The organism is Phenylobacterium kunshanense (genome assembly GCF_003254525.1).
Taxonomy (GTDB): Bacteria; Pseudomonadota; Alphaproteobacteria; order Caulobacterales; family Caulobacteraceae; genus Phenylobacterium; species Phenylobacterium kunshanense.
This window is the reverse complement of record NZ_QFYS01000004.1, coordinates 38,308-53,385: the sequence shown is the minus strand read 5'-3', so window position 1 is coordinate 53,385 and position 15,078 is coordinate 38,308. Positions and strand designations below refer to the sequence as shown.

At 69.6% G+C, this 15,078-nt stretch carries 17 protein-coding genes; 9 read left to right on the top strand and 8 right to left on the bottom strand.

The annotated features are described in order from the left end of the window. Positions 1 to 19 precede the first annotated feature (19 nt). The 3 genes from DJ019_RS10520 (at position 20) to DJ019_RS10510 (ending at position 3,104) form a co-directional block, all read left to right on the top strand. Positions 20 to 1,174: a serine hydrolase domain-containing protein gene (locus DJ019_RS10520; RefSeq protein ID WP_111275994.1), complete on the top strand. Its 1,155-nt coding sequence runs from the start codon at positions 20 to 22 to the stop codon at positions 1,172 to 1,174. 61 nt (positions 1,175 to 1,235) lie between these two features. Continuing rightward, positions 1,236 to 2,648: a M20/M25/M40 family metallo-hydrolase gene (locus DJ019_RS10515; RefSeq protein WP_111275993.1), complete on the top strand. Its 1,413-nt coding sequence runs from the start codon at positions 1,236 to 1,238 to the stop codon at positions 2,646 to 2,648. 63 nt (positions 2,649 to 2,711) lie between these two features. Then, entirely contained in the window at positions 2,712 to 3,104 is a 393-nt protein-coding gene (locus tag DJ019_RS10510) for a hypothetical protein (protein WP_111275992.1), read from the top strand. Between the two features lie 3 nt (positions 3,105 to 3,107). Here the strand turns inward: DJ019_RS10510 and DJ019_RS10505 are convergent, their stop codons facing one another. From DJ019_RS10505 to thrB, 3 genes are all read right to left on the bottom strand, one after another. Continuing rightward, complete coding sequence (locus DJ019_RS10505) at positions 3,108 to 3,554, bottom strand: MarR family winged helix-turn-helix transcriptional regulator (RefSeq protein WP_165843977.1); 447 nt, start codon at positions 3,552 to 3,554, stop codon at positions 3,108 to 3,110. Between the two features lie 76 nt (positions 3,555 to 3,630). Beyond that, the gene (gene rnhA / locus DJ019_RS10500; RefSeq protein ID WP_111275990.1) at positions 3,631 to 4,077 is read right to left on the bottom strand and encodes a ribonuclease HI; all 447 of its coding nucleotides are present in this window, start codon (positions 4,075 to 4,077) and stop codon (positions 3,631 to 3,633) included. Further along, positions 4,074 to 5,039, bottom strand: a complete 966-nt coding sequence (gene thrB, locus DJ019_RS10495) for a homoserine kinase (RefSeq protein ID WP_111275989.1) — start codon at positions 5,037 to 5,039, stop codon at positions 4,074 to 4,076. The genes rnhA and thrB overlap by 4 nt, the downstream gene beginning before the upstream one ends. A gap of 81 nt (positions 5,040 to 5,120) precedes the next feature. Between thrB and DJ019_RS10490 the strand changes: the two genes are divergently transcribed. From DJ019_RS10490 to DJ019_RS10480, 3 genes are all read left to right on the top strand, one after another. Further along, the gene (locus tag DJ019_RS10490) at positions 5,121 to 5,342 is read left to right on the top strand and encodes an AbrB/MazE/SpoVT family DNA-binding domain-containing protein (protein WP_111275988.1); all 222 of its coding nucleotides are present in this window, start codon (positions 5,121 to 5,123) and stop codon (positions 5,340 to 5,342) included. Positions 5,343 to 5,420: 78 nt separating this feature from the next. Then, positions 5,421 to 5,648 carry an AbrB/MazE/SpoVT family DNA-binding domain-containing protein gene (locus tag DJ019_RS10485; RefSeq protein ID WP_111275987.1) on the top strand — a complete coding sequence of 76 codons (228 nt, stop codon included), beginning with the start codon at positions 5,421 to 5,423 and terminating at the stop codon, positions 5,646 to 5,648. After that, positions 5,645 to 6,037 (top strand): type II toxin-antitoxin system death-on-curing family toxin, encoded by a 393-nt coding sequence (locus DJ019_RS10480; protein WP_111275986.1) that lies wholly within the window; start codon positions 5,645 to 5,647, stop codon positions 6,035 to 6,037. The genes DJ019_RS10485 and DJ019_RS10480 overlap by 4 nt, the downstream gene beginning before the upstream one ends. Here the strand turns inward: DJ019_RS10480 and ispH are convergent. Continuing rightward, positions 6,034 to 6,975: a 4-hydroxy-3-methylbut-2-enyl diphosphate reductase gene (gene ispH / locus DJ019_RS10475; protein ID WP_111275985.1), complete on the bottom strand. Its 942-nt coding sequence runs from the start codon at positions 6,973 to 6,975 to the stop codon at positions 6,034 to 6,036. The two genes, DJ019_RS10480 and ispH, sit on opposite strands and share 4 nt — an antisense overlap. Positions 6,976 to 7,096: 121 nt before the next feature. Between ispH and DJ019_RS10470 the strand changes: the two genes are divergently transcribed. Both DJ019_RS10470 and argS read left to right on the top strand, forming a co-directional pair. Further along, a complete protein-coding gene (locus DJ019_RS10470) occupies positions 7,097 to 7,777 on the top strand; it encodes a Tat pathway signal sequence domain protein (protein ID WP_165843976.1) in 681 nt (226 codons plus the stop codon). Continuing rightward, a complete protein-coding gene (gene argS / locus DJ019_RS10465) occupies positions 7,774 to 9,555 on the top strand; it encodes an arginine--tRNA ligase (protein ID WP_111275983.1) in 1,782 nt (593 codons plus the stop codon). Before DJ019_RS10470 ends, argS begins: the two co-directional genes overlap by 4 nt. Before the next feature lie 9 nt (positions 9,556 to 9,564). On the opposite strand, the gene DJ019_RS10460 is transcribed toward argS, so the two are convergent. The 3 genes from DJ019_RS10460 to DJ019_RS10450 form a co-directional block, all read right to left on the bottom strand. Continuing rightward, positions 9,565 to 10,863 (bottom strand): O-acetylhomoserine aminocarboxypropyltransferase/cysteine synthase family protein, encoded by a 1,299-nt coding sequence (locus tag DJ019_RS10460; RefSeq protein ID WP_111275982.1) that lies wholly within the window; start codon positions 10,861 to 10,863, stop codon positions 9,565 to 9,567. Between the two features lie 66 nt (positions 10,864 to 10,929). Then, the gene (locus DJ019_RS10455; RefSeq protein ID WP_111275981.1) at positions 10,930 to 11,835 is read right to left on the bottom strand and encodes a TylF/MycF/NovP-related O-methyltransferase; all 906 of its coding nucleotides are present in this window, start codon (positions 11,833 to 11,835) and stop codon (positions 10,930 to 10,932) included. A 65-nt stretch (positions 11,836 to 11,900) separates the two neighbouring features. After that, positions 11,901 to 12,851, bottom strand: a complete 951-nt coding sequence (locus DJ019_RS10450; RefSeq protein WP_240606436.1) for an alpha/beta fold hydrolase — start codon at positions 12,849 to 12,851, stop codon at positions 11,901 to 11,903. A gap of 535 nt (positions 12,852 to 13,386) precedes the next feature. Here DJ019_RS10450 and DJ019_RS10445 point away from each other — a divergent pair. Continuing rightward, positions 13,387 to 14,529: a zinc-binding dehydrogenase gene (locus DJ019_RS10445; protein WP_111275980.1), complete on the top strand. Its 1,143-nt coding sequence runs from the start codon at positions 13,387 to 13,389 to the stop codon at positions 14,527 to 14,529. Between the two features lie 156 nt (positions 14,530 to 14,685). On the opposite strand, the gene DJ019_RS10440 is transcribed toward DJ019_RS10445, so the two are convergent. Then, positions 14,686 to 15,051 (bottom strand): response regulator, encoded by a 366-nt coding sequence (locus DJ019_RS10440; RefSeq protein ID WP_111275979.1) that lies wholly within the window; start codon positions 15,049 to 15,051, stop codon positions 14,686 to 14,688. Positions 15,052 to 15,078 lie beyond the last annotated feature (27 nt).

Below are 15,078 nucleotides of genomic sequence, written 5' to 3'. Positions count from 1 at the left end.
CAAAGCGAAGGAGACGCCGTTGGCCACGCTCGAGGACCGTCCCGACACCGCCCTGTCCGCAAGGCTCGACCCGATCCTCGACGCCGCGCTCGCCGAGGGCCGTATCGCCGGCGCCGTGGTGCTGGTCGCGCGTGACGGCAAGTTGGCCTACGCCCGCGCCGCCGGGCAGGCCGACATCGAGGCCGGACGCCCGATGGCGCGCGACGCGATCTTCCGCGCCTCATCGCTCACCAAGCCGATCGTCACGGCCGCGGTGCTGAGCCTCTCCGAGGACGGTGTCATCGGCCTCGACGATCCGATCATCCGCTGGCTGCCCGACTTCCAGCCCAAATGGGAAGGCCAGGCGCCCACCATCACCCTGCGCCAGCTCCTCACCCACACCGCCGGACTCTCATACGGGTTCATGCAGCCCGAGGACGGCCCCTACCTGAAGCTCCGCGTTTCCGATGGCATGGACCAGCCCGGCCTATCATTCGCCGAGAACCTGAAGCGCATCACGGAAGCGGGCCTCACCTTCCCGCCGGGCGCGGCCTGGCTCTATTCCGTCGCGATGGACGTGCTGGGCGCCGCGGTCGAGGCCGCCACCGGCCGCACGCTGGGCGAGGTGGTCGCTGAGCGGGTGACGAAGAAGCTGGGCATGGCCGACACCGGCTTCGCCGTGGCCGACCGCGCCCGCCTGGCCCGCGCCTATGCCGATGGCCCGCCGCCGGTCCCGATGGGCGAGACACATGTGGTCCCGTTCGCGGGGCTCTCCGGCATCCGCTTCGCGCCCGACCGCATCTTCGATCCGGGCTCGTTCCCATCGGGCGGCGCGGGGATGGCCTGCTCGGCGCCCGACTTCCTCACCTTCCTGGAGACGATCCGCCAGGGCGGCGGACCGGTGGTCAGCGCCGAGACCGCCCAGGACATGATGACCAACCAGACCGGCGAGCGCGCCATCGTCACCAGCGGTCCCGGCTGGGGCTTCGGTTTCGGCGGCGCGGTGCTGCTGGATCCCGCCGCGGCGGCCTCGCCGCTGCCGGCCGGCTCCTGGATGTGGGGCGGCGTCTACGGCCATAGCTGGTTCGTCGACCCCGCGGGCAAGACCAGCTTCGTCCTCATGACCAACACGTCCACCGAGGGCATGAGCGGCCAGCTTTCCCGCGATCTGATGGCGGGCGCCGCCACGGCCTAGCTGCGCTTGTCCCCGGCGGGCGGGCGGTGCATCGTCCGGCCGCTTTCGGGGAGAGTGTTCGATGTTCAGGTTCGCCGCAGCCGCCACGGCCGTCGCCATGTTCGCAACCGCGGCGTCGGCCGCGCCGCCGAAGGACACCGGCGAGGCCGCCTTCCGCAGCCTCTACAAGGAGCTGGTCGAGACCAACACCACCGGCTCGGCGGGAAGCTGCACCCTCGCGGCCGAGCGGATGGCCGCGCGCCTGAAGGCGGCGGGATTCCCCGACAGCGACCTCGTCCTCTTCACGCCCGAGGGCAGGCCCAAGGACGGCGGGCTCGTGGCCATCTACCCCGGCAAGGATCCCAAGGCGAAGGCGGTCCTGCTGCTGGCCCACATCGACGTGGTCGAGGCCCGGCGCGAGGACTGGACCCGCGATCCATTCGTGATGGTCGAGGAGGATGGCTACTTCTACGGCCGCGGAGTCGCCGACGACAAAGCCCAGGCGGCCATCTGGACCGACATGCTGATCCGCTACCGGCAGGAGGGCTTCAAGCCCCGCCGGACGCTGAAGGTGGCGCTCACCTGCGGCGAGGAAGGCGGCGGCCAGGTCAACGGCGCGGCGTGGCTCGCCAAGAATCGGCGCGAGCTGATCGACGCGGGGCTTGCGCTGAACGAGGGCGGTGGCGGCGCCTTCGGCCCGGGCGGCAAGCGGCTGACCAACACCGTGCTGGTGGCCGAGAAAGCGCCGGTGACCTTCACCTTCGAGGTGACCAATCCGGGCGGGCACAGCTCGCGCCCGCGTCCCGACAACGCGATCTACCAGCTCTCGGCCGCGCTGCAGCGGCTGGCGGCGCATGAGTTCCCGGTGCAGTTCAACGACGGCAACCGCGGCTTCTTCCAGCGGATGTCGAAGATCGTCGGCGGCGAGACGGGCGCGGCCATGGCGGCCATCGTCGCGAACCCGACCGATGCGGCGGCCAACGCCGTGCTCAGCAAGGACGTGAACTACCACGCCTACCTGCGCACCACCTGCGTCGCCACGATGCTGGACGCCGGCCACGCCGGGAACGCCCTGCCGCAGCGGGCGCGGGCCACGGTGAGCTGCCGCATCCTGCCGGGCGTGCCCATCGACGAGGTGCGCGCGGCGCTGGAGCGGGCGGTCGCCGACCCGGGGGTCAAGATCACCGCGGGGCCGCGCTTCTTCCCAGAGTCCAAGCCGCCTGCGCTGACACCGGCGGTCCTAGCGCCCATCGAGAAGGTCACCGCCCAGATGTGGCCGGGCGTGGCCGTCGTCCCGGTGATGGAGGCCGGCGCCACGGATTCCAGCTTCCTGAACGCGGCGGGCATTCCCGCCTATGGCGTCTCGGGCCTGTTCTTCGATCCGGACCTCGGCGGCGTGCACGGGCTGAACGAGCGCGTCCGCGTCCAGTCGGTGATGGAGAGCCGCGAGTTCCTCTATCGCCTGGTGAAGATCTACGCCGACCAGAAGGACTGAGCCCTGAAGATCTGGATCGCCGCCGCGCACGACGCGGCGCATCGCAATGGCGGCTGGGCGTTCGTGCGTTCGGGAGGTGAGGCCGCGGGCTGGGCCGGCGGCGACCGCCGGACGACCCGCGCGCGGATGATCCTCGCCGGCTTCCTCGCCGCCCTGAAGGATGCGCCGGCGGGCGCCCAGCTCAGCGTGATCGCGCCGCGCCCTGACGCCCTGGTGCTGCACAGCCTGCTGAAGCCGCCGGCCGAACCGCCCGAGGCCGACCTCGATCTGCGCGCCGCCCTCGGCGCGGCCCTGGCGGGCCAGGACTGGAAGCTGGCCGTGGGCGATCCGGCCGCCGCCACGCCGCTGCAGTTCGCCGCCGCCTGGGCCGACCTTGCCAGCGAGAAGGCCAAGATGGGCGGCGCGTTCAGTTCCGCCATCCCCAAGACCAACCTGGCGAAGGTGAAGGGGCTGTAGCGGCTAAGTCTGCTCGGCCATCCAGACGCGCAAGGCGCGCAGGAACGGCAGGGCCTCTCGGAATTCCTTCTCGGTGAACCCCTCGCGCAGCTTCTCCACCTTGGGCCGGATGGCGGCCATGGCGCGGTTGTAGGCCTCGCGGCCGTCGGCCGTCAGGCGCACGCGCTTGCTGCGGCGATCCCGGAGGCATGGCTCCAGGATCGCGAGCCGAGTCGCCTCGAGGCGCTGCAGGGTGTTGGTGATGGCGCCGGGCGTCATCTTCAGCGCCTCTGCGATCTGCGCCGGCGTCAGGTCGTCGCCGCGCCGGGCGATCAGGTTGAGGACCTCATACTGCGGATAGGTCAGCCCCACGGGCAGCGAGCGCGTGATCGCCGTCCGCACGCCGTGCTCAATGAGACTGATCTCATCGAAAACCTGGACCTCGGGATGTTCCTCGATGACTGCGGCCATGCGCCGGCTCCTCCGAACCTGTCGGCGGGAGGAGCATGTCATTCAATATTGAACTATATAGTTCAGTATTGAAATATCAGCCCGATGCCGCTGCGTCCCGCAAGCCTTTCCGGGCGAGCCCGTCGGCCCGCTCGTTAAGCTCGTGGCCCGCATGGCCCTTCACCCACCGCCAGTGCACGTCGTGACGCGACCGGGCTTCGTCAAGGCGCCGCCACAGATCATCGTTCTTCACGGGCTTGCCATCGGCGGTCTTCCAGCCCCGGCGCTTCCAGCCGTGGATCCACTCGGCGATGCCCTTCTGGACGTACTGGCTGTCGGTATGCAGCTCGACCTTGCAGGGCTTCTTCAGCGCCTCCAGCGCCTGGATCGCCGCCATCAGCTCCATGCGATTGTTGGTGGTGCCCGGCTCGCCGCCGCAGATCTCCTTCTCCGTCTGGCCGTGGATCAGGATCGCGCCCCAGCCGCCCGGCCCCGGATTTCCGGAGCAGGCGCCGTCTGTGAAGATCATCACGTGGGGCGTCACGCGCCGTCCCCGAACAGCACCAGGTCCGGCGAGGACCGGTGGACGGCCAGCTTGCGCTCGTATTCCAGCGGATCCTTGGGCTTCACCAGCGCCCCGGCCGGGGTGGCGCCCCAGTCGTGGAGGCGAGTGAGGAAGAACCGCATAGCCGCCCCGTGCGCCAGGATCGGCAAGGCCGCGCGCTCGGCCTGACCGAGGGGCCGGGCCGCCTCGTAGCCGGCCAGGAACTGCCGCGCCGCGGTGATGTTGAAGCTGCCGTCCGGCTCGAAGCACCAGGCGTTGAGCGCCACGGCGATATCGTAGGCGAACGCCTCCGTGCACGCGAAGTAGAAGTCGATCGCCCCGGAGAACTTGCCGCCCGTGAAGAACACGTTGTCCGGGAAGAAGTCGGCGTGGCAGACGCCGGTCGGCAGGCCGCGCGGCCAGCGCTCGGCCAGCAGGGCGAGGTCGGACAGGATCGTTCGCGACAGGCCCGGCTTCAGATCCTCGGCCGCCGCCTCGAGGCCCGCGAACATGCTGGACCATGCGGCCTGGCCGAGGTCGTTCGCCCGGGTCATGGGAAAGCCCTCGCCGGCGAGGTGCAGGGCCGCGAGGCCGCCGCCGGCCTCCCGGCAATGCGCGGCTGTCGGCCGCCGCACCGACAGACCATTCAGGAATCCCGTGATCGCGCAGGGCTTGCCGCGCACATGCCGGATCAGCCGGCCCTGGCGGTCGGCCATCGGCTCGGACGACGGATAGCCGTGCCGGGCCAGCCATCGCATCAGCTCGAGGAAGTACGGCAGGTCGTCCGGGTTCGTACGGCTCTCATAGACGGTCAGGATGTAGCGGCCCGCCTCCGTCTCCAGCAGGAAGTTGGAGTTCGACACCCCCTCCGCGATCCCCTTGAACGCCAGGGGCGCGCCAAGGTCGTAGTCGGCCAGCAGCGCCGCCAGCTCGTCGTCGGTGATGTCCGTATAGACCGCCATCCCCGCCGCATGGGCGAGCGGCCGGAGTCGGTCAAGACAGGAGTTCTGTGCTAGCGTTCACCTCGTCTGGCGGAGGAAGCCATGATTGCACTCAAGGTCGAGAAGATCGGCGACCGGGCGGCGGTCGTCCTGAGCGAAGAGGCCCTGGCGGCCCTGCACCTGAACATCGGCGACACCCTGTTGCTGACGCCCTCGGGCGACGGCGCCTTCGCCGCCCAGACGCGGGAAGGCTGGGCCGAGGATCCGCACGCCCGAGGCCGCGCGTTCCTGAAGCGCTACAACCGAAGCTTCAGCCAGCTGTGACGAGGCGAGCGCGCAATACATTCTGCAGCACAAAATGTATTACATGCGTTATAATTCCTCAACTGAGGAGCGTTGGACATGATCGCCTTGAAGGTTTCACAGGTCGGTAATTCGGTGGGTGTGGTCCTGCCCAAGGAAGCGCTCGTGAAGCTCGGCGTTCAGAAGGGCGACGTCGTCTACCTGACGGAAGCAGCCGACGGCGAGATGCGGATCTCCGCCTACAACCCGAGCGTCGCCGAAGAAATCGCCGCAGGCGAAGCGTTCATGGACGAATACCGCGACACCTTCCGCGCGCTGGCGAAGTGAGCCGAGAACCACGCTGGATCACAAAACAGGCGCTACTGGTCCTACACGACCGCTCGATCGCCTTGCATGGCGGTGCGCCCGGGCTACGGGATGCAGGCCTGCTGGAGTCGGCGCTGGCGCGCCCCGTGAACCGATATCACTACGAAGGTGTCGATGAACCGCACGCTCTCGCGGCGACGTACCTGATCGGATTCGCCAGCAATCATCCCTTCGTGGATGGCAACAAGCGCACGGCTTTCCTTGCCGGCGGCGTCTTTCTTCGCATGAACGGCTGGAAGCTGACGGCGACACAGGCCGACGCCGCCCGGCGTGTGCTGGCCATCGCGGCCGGCGAACGAGATATCGATCAAGCGGCGGCCTGGCTCAGGGACAAGAGCGAGCGGCTCTAAGCCACCGCCCGCGGCAGCTTGAACGTCACGGTCTCGCGCGCCGTGTCGATCTCCTCGACGGTGACGTCGAAGCTCGACGACAGCTTGTCGATGACGCCCTGAACCAGAACCTCGGGGGCCGACGCGCCGGCGGTGACGCCCACGGTCCGCGCGCTCTCCAGCCAGGCGAGGTCCAGCTTGCTGGCGTCGTCGATCAGATGGGCTTCGGCGCCGCTCCGTCGCCCCACCTCGGCAAGCCGGACCGAGTTCGAGGAGTTGGCGCTGCCGATGACCAGCAGCACCTGGGAGCGGGCCGCGATCGCCTTCACCGCCTCCTGCCGATTGGTGGTGGCGTAGCAGATGTCTTCCTTGTGAGGCGCGGCGATGGCCGGGAAGCGGGCCCGCAGCGCCGCGACGATGTCGGCTGTGTCGTCCACCGAGAGGGTCGTCTGGGTCACGAAAGCCACGTTGCCCGCGTCGCGCGGCAGGAACGTCCGCGCGTCCTCCACCGTCTCGATCAGCGCGACGGCGCCTTCCGGCAATTGGCCCATGGTGCCCACCACCTCGGGGTGGCCGGCATGGCCGATCAGAACGATCTCGCGGCCGGCGTCGTGGTGGCGCTGGGCCTCCACGTGCACCTTCGAGACCAGCGGGCAGGTGGCGTCGAGGTACAGCATCCGGCGCGCCTGCGCCTCGGCCGGCACCGATTTGGGGACTCCGTGGGCCGAGAACACAACCGGCCGGTCGGCGGGGCACTCGTCCAGTTCCTCGACGAAGATCGCGCCCAGGGCCTTCAGCCGGTCGACGACGTGGCGGTTGTGGACGATCTCGTGGCGCACATAGACCGGCGCCCCGTATTTCTCGAGCGCCCGCTCCACGATCTGAATCGCCCGGTCCACGCCGGCGCAAAAGCCGCGGGGCGAGGCCAGCAGGACAGTCAGGGGACGACGGATCGACATGGGGCGGAACCTAGTGTCCCGGGGCGCAATCCGCCAGCCGCGTTGCCGCCGCAATCGTCCCGCTGTAGTTAGCCGTGACGCTGCGCCTTCGCGCGGCCCCATCCCATTGGACGCCTCTTCCATGCGCCGCCAGATGCTCCTCGCCGCCGCCGTCCTGGCGGCCATCACCGCCGTTCCGACGGCCTCGTTCGCGCAGGGTCGCCGCGACCCCGAGGCGGAACAGCGCAAGCAGCAGGAAGACGCGGCCAAGAAGCGCCGCCAGCGCGAGGAGTGGGGCGACATGCAGGCGCCCCTGCCGGCCCTGCGCAACGCGGGGCCCTGCCCGTTCGTGAAGTCGCTGTACGACGCGGCCCGTTATGTCGAGTTCAAGGACGGCCGCGAGGCCTCCACCGCCGTCGGCTTCTCGGGCGAAATTCAGGGCATCTCGGCAGGCTGCGCCTACAAGGACGACCAGCCCATCGAGGTGACGATGGAGGTGCTGTTCGAGATGGGCCGCGGACCTCAGGCCGAGGGGCGCCAGAAGACCTATCGCTACTGGGTGGCCGTCACCGACCGGAACCGGAGCGTCCTTGCCAAGGAGACCTTCGATCTTCCGGTGACCTTCCCCGAGGGCGAAGACCGCGTCTACGTGACCGAAAACATCGGCAACATCACCATCCCCCGCGCCGCGGTGACCACCTCGGGCTCGAACTTCGAGATCCTGGTCGGGTTCGAAGTGACGCCGCAGATGGCCACGTTCAACCGCGAAGGCAAACGCTTCCGCCTCAACGTCGGCCAGGCGGGCGCGACCCCGAACCCATGAGCGACCTCAAGACGGTCCTGGGCGAGGCGGTGGAAGCCGCCTTCGCCGCCGAAGGCGTGCCCGCCGAGCTCGCCCGGGTGACCCCTTCCGACCGGCCCGACCTGGCCGACTTCCAATCCAACGGCGCCTTGGCCGCGGCGAAGCGCGTGGGCAAGAACCCGCGCGAGATCGCGACCGCCGTCGCCGAGCGGCTGAAATCCGACCCGCGCCTGGCGTCGGTGGAGATCGCCGGGCCCGGCTTTATCAACCTGAAGCTCACCGACGCCGCGCTGGCGGACCGCGCGAACGCCGTGGCCGCCGATCCCAGGACCGGGGCCGAGACGCTCGCCGAGCCGCGCAAGGTCATCGTCGACTACGGCGGCCCGAACGTGGCCAAGCCGATGCACGTGGGGCACCTGCGCGCCTCGATCATCGGCGAGAGCATCAAGCGCATCTACCGCTTCCGGGGCGACACCGTGGTGGGTGACGCCCACTTCGGCGACTGGGGCTACCAGATGGGCCTGCTGATCGGCGCCGTCTGCGACGAGAACCCTGAGATCGCCGCGCTGGTCGACCAGCTCAACGCCACGGGCGACGTGGCCGACGAGATCCCGGACGCGTTCCGAGCCGTCACCCTGGCCGATCTCGACCGCCTCTATCCCCTGGCCGCCGCCAAGGGGAAGGAGGACCTGACCTACCGCGACCGCGCCCGCAAGCTCACCGCCGACCTGCAGGCGCACAAGCCTGGCTGCTACGTCCTGTGGCGTCAGTTCCGGGCGGTGACCCAGGTCGCCCTGGAGCGCGACTTCCACGCCCTGGGCGTCGACTTCGACTGGTGGAAGGGCGAAAGCGACGCCGACCCGCTGATCCCGGAGATGGTCGCCGAACTGGACGCCAAGGGCCTGCTGGTCGACGACCAGGGCGCCCGGATCGTCCGGGTCGCCCGCGAAGGCGACAAGCGCGAGCTGCCGCCGCTGCTGGTGGTCTCGTCCGAAGGCTCGGCGATGTACGGCACCACCGACCTCGCCACCATTCTGGACCGCAAGCGCGCGTTCGGTCCGGACCTGGTGATCTACTGCGTGGATCAGCGCCAGGCGGACCACTTCGAGATCGTGTTCCGCGCCGCCTACCTGGCCGGCTACGCCGCCGAGGGCCAGCTGGAGCATATCGGCTTCGGCACCATGAACGGGCCCGACGGCAAGCCCTTCAAGACCCGCGAAGGTGGCGTCCTGAAGCTGAACGACCTGATCGAGATGACGCGGGGCAAGGCGCGCGAACGCCTGCACGAGGCGGGTCTCGGCGAGAACCTGCCCGAATCCGAGTTCGAGGAGATCGCCAGCAAGGTGGCCGTGGCGGCCCTGAAGTTCGCCGACCTGCAGAACTTCCGCGGCACCAGCTATGTCTTCGACCTCGACCGCTTCACCAGCTTCGAGGGCAAGACCGGGCCCTACCTTCTCTACCAGGCGGTGCGGGTGAAGAGCCTGCTGCGCAAGGCCGAGACGGAAGGCGCGGCGGCAGGTCCCGTCACCGTGGCCGAGCCGGCCGAACGCGACCTCGTGCTGACGCTCGACGCCTTCGAGACCGCGCTGGCCGAGGCCTACGACAAGAAGGCCCCGAACGCCCTGGCCGAGCACGCCTACCGGCTGAGCCAGGCGTTCTCGAAGTTCTACGCCGCGTGCCCGATCCTGGTCGCCGCCCCGCCGGTCCGCGGCTCGCGGCTGACGCTGGCGGCCGCGGTCCTGCGGCAGCTCGAGACGGCGCTGGACCTCCTGGGCATCGCCGTCCCCGAGCGGATGTAGACGGCCGCCCTACGCCTCCGCCGCCGCGATCGCCTGGTCCAGGTCGGCGAGGATGTCGTCGATGTGCTCGATCCCGATCGACAGGCGCACATAGCCCGGCGAGACGCCCGTGGCGGCCTGTTCCTCGGCGGTGAGCTGCGAGTGGGTGGTCGAGGCCGGATGGATGGCCAGGCTCCGCGCGTCGCCGATGTTGGCCACGTGGTACAGGAGCTTCAGCGAGTCGATGAAGCGGCGGCCTGCGTCGACGCCGCCCGCGAGTTCGAAGCCCACCAGGCCGCCGTAACCGCCCTTGAGGTACTTGTCGGCGCGGGCCCGCGCCTCGCCCGACTGCTGCGAGGGATGGATCACCCGGGTGACGCCCTTCCGCGCCGCCAGCCAGGCGGCGACCTTCTCGGCGTTGGCGCAATGTCGCTCCATCCGCAGGGCTACGGTCTCCACGCCCTGGATGATCTGGAAGGCGTTGAACGGCGACAGCGCCGCGCCCAGGTCGCGCAGCAGGATCACCCGCGCCCGCAGGATGTAGGCGATCGGTCCGAGGGGCTTCACGGCCTGGGTCCAGACGGCGCCGTGATACGAAGGATCGGGTGTGTTCAGCAGCGGCTGACGCGCGGCGTTGGCTTCCCAGTCGAAGGTCCCGCCGTCGACGATCATGCCGCCGATCGAGGTGCCGTGGCCGCCCAGGTACTTGGTGGCCGAGTAGACGACGATCGCCGCCCCATGCTCCAGCGGCTTGCACAGCAACGGCGCGGCGGTGTTGTCCATGATCAGCGGAATGCCCAGCGGCCGGCCGATGGCCGCCACCTCGGCGATCGGGAACACCTCAAGCTTCGGGTTCGGCAGGGTCTCGGCGTAGTAGGCCCGCGTGCGCTCGTCGGTGGCCCTGCGGAAGTTCTCCGGGTCGGCCGGATCGACGAACCGCACCTCGATGCCGAGATCCTTCAAGGTGTTGGCGAACAGGTTCCAGGTGCCGCCGTAGAGCGCCGTGGAGCTGACGATGTTGTCGCCCGCCCGCGCAAGATTCTGCACCGCGAAGGCCGAGGCGGCCTGGCCCGAGGCGACCGCGAGCGCGCCGACGCCGCCCTCCAACGCCGCGATGCGCTGCTCCAGCACATCCGTCGTCGGGTTCATGATGCGGGTGTAGATGTTGCCCAGCTCGGACAGCGCGAACAGCGAGGCCGCATGCTCGGCGTCGCGGAACTGGTACGAGGTGGTCTGGTGGATCGGCACCGCCACCGAGCCCGTGGTCGGATCGGCCCGCCAGCCCGCGTGCAGGGCCAGGGTCTCGGGGCGAAGGCTGCGGTCCGACATGAGAGGCTCCTCGGGGGCTTGGCTGGTCGGAGGCTAGTGGCCCGCTGCCGCTGCGGCCGTCAACCTTCAGGCCCCCTTCACGAAGACACCCTGGCCGGTCGGCAGCGGCAGGATCTCGAGCCCCCGCGCTGCGAACCACGCCTTTTCCGCCTCGTGCTGCGCGCGCGACGCCATCCAGCAGTAGTCGTCGAAGACAATGACGCCGCCGGGCGACAGGCGGTCGAACAGGGCGTCCAGGGCGGCGACCTCAGCGGTGGCGTTGTTGAGGTCCATGTGCAGGAAGGCGATCCGTTCCGGCGCCGCCTCGGTCAGGATCTCGGGGACCCGTCCCTTGATCACCCGGATGTTGCCGAAGCCCGCGAAGCGATCGCGCACTTCCTCGAACGAGAATGCGCCGCCCCCATAGGTCCCCTGGTTCACCTTGTCCCACCCCGCATCGAGCTGATCCTGCGGGATGCCTTCGAAGGTGTCATAGAGCCACCAGGTCTTCGGCCAGGCGCCGAAGCCGACGTATTCCGCCGTGAACAGGGTCGTGTGCCCCCTGAACACGCCCAGTTCCACGAAGTCGCCGGGAACGTGTTCGGCCTGGCGCACCGCCCAGGCGACGGTCTGCAGGTTCCAATGCCAGTTGGGGATCGGCAGCAGGCCGGCGTGGCGCGCGGCGAGCGCGACGAACTCCGGATCGTAGAAGAACGGCAGGATCTTGTTCCAGGTCGCCAGACCGTTCGAGACGTAGGCCGTCCCTCGAAAAGCCTCGAGGGCGTCCAGCACATCGAGAAGCATGGGCGTGCGCTTGTGCGGCGAGGCCGCGATTCCCTTTCGGACAAGGACGTCCGCCCGGCGCCCCTCGGTCACCGTCTGAAGCGCCCCGTACATCTTCTGGGCCAGGTCGTACTGGCCGGCGCGCAGCAGGCCATCCGCCATGCCGTGCATCTGCTCGACGGTCAGGTCTTCGAATACCAGGCGGGTCACGCAACCTCCGGATTTGCGGCGATCTCGCCCGGAGTCGGGCGACACCGTGGATGCCTCGCGCGCATTCAGTATCCGCGGGCGCGCAGGACGAAGTCGATGCCGGCGACCACCCGATCGCCATGGGTCAGCCCGAGGACCGTGGTGTGGCTCGCGTCGTCGACGTTCTCGACCATCCCATCCCGCGCCGCGCGCCCTGGGGCGTGGCGGACGGCGTTCCAGGCGTCCATCTGCGGCGACGGCGGCCCGGCGGTGATCACGGCGATCGGCCAGTCGGGGTTGAGCGCCCCTGCCGCCGAGGCCTGCTCGCCCGCCGCGCGCCAGCTTTTCACCTCGGCGTAGGCGGCCCGGCTCTGGCGGCCAGAGATGAACCCGCGACGTTTCTCGGCCTTTCCGGCCGCCGGGAGCCCGATCCGGTCCCCCCACCAGTAGAGCGGCTTGGTCAGGCCCAGGCTGCCGGCGACGGCGCCCAATCGCGCGATCCCGCTCATTCGGTCGACGAACCGCTGCGCGCCGGGCAGCGCGATCATTTCGGGCGTCACGGCGTCCACCAGGACCAGCCCCACCACCCGGTCCGGATTGCGCAGCGCATACTGGCGCACGTAGAGGCCGGCCATCGAATGCCCTACCAGCACGAAGGGCCCCTTCTCGCCTGACGCCGCCATCAGCGCCTCCAGGTCGCGGACGATGACGTCGCCGTCGCGGGGGGCGGGGCCTGGATCCGAGTATCCCATGCCCGCCCTATCGTAGGCGCAGCTCCGCAGGCCCTGGGCCGCCAGCTTCTGCTGCACCGCCGCCCAGTCCGCCGCGCCGCTGAACGCTCCCGACTCCAGCCATATGACCGGGCGGCCGCTCGCCTGCCCCTCGCAGACCAGGCGCAGGCGTCGGCCGTCTCCGATGTCGATCATTTCGCCGCGCGGCCGGTGCGTCCGGCTCACCACTTCCGCGGCGACGGCGACGGCGCCCCAGGCCGAGGCGATACAGAGAACAGCGAGCAGGATGACGCGCAGCATGGCCATGCGGTAGCCGGCTGCTCACGCGCGCGCGAGCGTTTTCCCCGTTCGAAGGAAAAACGAAGCCAACGGAGATGTCCTGGAAGGGTCGCCGGCTGACCTAGCGCCCGATCTGGGGGGCTGGGGGGGCTGTTCAGGATCCGGACCGGATGCGGGTCAGCCGACGATGCCTATAGAACGGGTGGCCTGTGGCCCCCGCGGGTCCGGAATAGGGCCATTTCAGGGCGTTGCGGGCCGGTCACAAGGTCGGGAAAACGTGGCGCGCACCTGCGCTGGAGACTTGTCGACGAACGCCGTTTGGGTGATGACGTTCGTGAACGGCGGTCGAAACCTCGGTATCGGGGCGAGGCTGCCGGGGCGTGGGGCCCCGCGGCGCTTCCAGGATCTCTCGATCCTGCGCGGACACTGAAGAAGCGGCAGAGGCGGCCCCTGTGGGCCGCCTTCTTGCTTTGGGCGGTCGCTTTTCGGCGCCCCAGGCTTGGCGAGTCCCGCGCAAACCGCCATGTGCCAGCGCTGACGCTGTAAATTGGAGGAAGCGCGCATGTCGGGAATACCGGAGTCTGGGCTGCAGCTGCGGTCCGAGATCAAGAGCACGGGCGAACTGGAGATCTCGCTCGCCGAGGTGAAGATCGCGCCGCTGGCCGCCGACGAGGTTCTGGTGCGGGTGGAAGCCAGCCCCCTCAATCCCTCGGACCTGGGACTGTTGCTGGGGCCGGCCGACCTGTCGACGCTGAAGGCAGAGACCAAGGATGGTCGGCCGAGCGTCACCGCCAGTGTGCCGCCGCAGGTGCTCCCCGCGCTCAAGGCGCGACTGGACCAGGCGATGCCCGTCGGCAACGAGGGCGCCGGCGTGGTGATCGCGACCGGGAGCGACCCGGCGGCGCAGGCGCTGATGGGCAAGACCGTCGCCCTGCTGGGCGGGGCGATGTACGCCCAGTACCGCACCGTTCGAGCGGCGGAGGTGTTGCCGTTGCCGGCGGGCGCGACGGCGGCCGACGGCGCCTCCTGCTTCGTCAATCCGCTGACCGCGCTGGGCATGGTGGAGACCATGCGGGCCGAGGGGCACACGGCCCTGGTCCACACCGCGGCGGCGTCCAACCTCGGCCAGATGCTCAACAAGATCTGCCTGAAGGACGGCGTGCCCCTGGTGAACATCGTCCGCAGCGCCGAGCAGGCCAAGATCCTGACCGACCTCGGCGCGAAGTACGTGGTGGATTCGACCTCGCCGAACTTCCAGGCCGAGCTGACCGACGCGATCGAGGCGACCGGCGCGACGCTCGCGTTCGACGCCATCGGCGGCGGCAAGCTGGCCAGCCAGATCCTGACCGCCATGGAGACGGCGCTGAACCGCAAGGCTGGCGCCTACAGCCGCTACGGCTCGAGCACCCATAAGCAGGTCTACATTTACGGCGGCCTGGACCTGCGGCCCAGCGAGTTGGCCCGCAACTACGGCATGGCGTGGGGCGTCGGCGGCTGGCTGCTGACGCCGTTCCTGGCTAAGCTCGGCGCCGAGGGCGCGCAGCGGCTGCGGAAGCGGGTGGCCGACGAGCTGAAGACCACATTCGCCAGCCACTACACGGCCGAGATTTCGCTGGCCGACGCCGTGAAGCCCGAGGTGATCACGGCCTACAACCGCAAGGGTACGGGCGCGAAATACCTGATCAACCCCGCCAAGGGGCTGTAGCCGACGAAAGAAAGGGCCGGACGATCCAGGAGGTGATCGGCCGGCCCCTTAAGGGAAGTCGTTGGCGGGGGAACGTCCCAAGATGGGGTCGTGGAACGCTCCTGTGCTCCACGGTGCAAGGCGCGGGCCAGTTTCGGCGTGTCGGATCGGGACGCCTCAGACGCCCAGATGATGCAGGGCGTGGATCAGCCGCGCCGGCTCGAAGGGCTTCAGCATCCAGGCGTTGGCGCCGGCCCTGCGGGCGCGGAGGCGTTTGCCGGCCGCGTCCTCGGTCGTCAGCACCAGTATGGGCGTCGCCGGAAGGCGCAGCTCCCGGCGAACGCGGGCGATCAGGCCGAAGCCGTCGAGCCGGGGCATGTTGATATCGGTGATGATCAGGTCGACGGGCTGGCGGCGCAGCACGGCGACACCCGCGACGCCGTCCTCCGCCTCCAGTACGCCGTATCCGGCGGCCTCCAGGACGCACCCCAGCATCCGGCGCGTAGCCGGGGAATCGTCGACGGTGAGGATTCGCCGGGTCATGCGGCGCTCCGGATCGGCGGGGGGCGG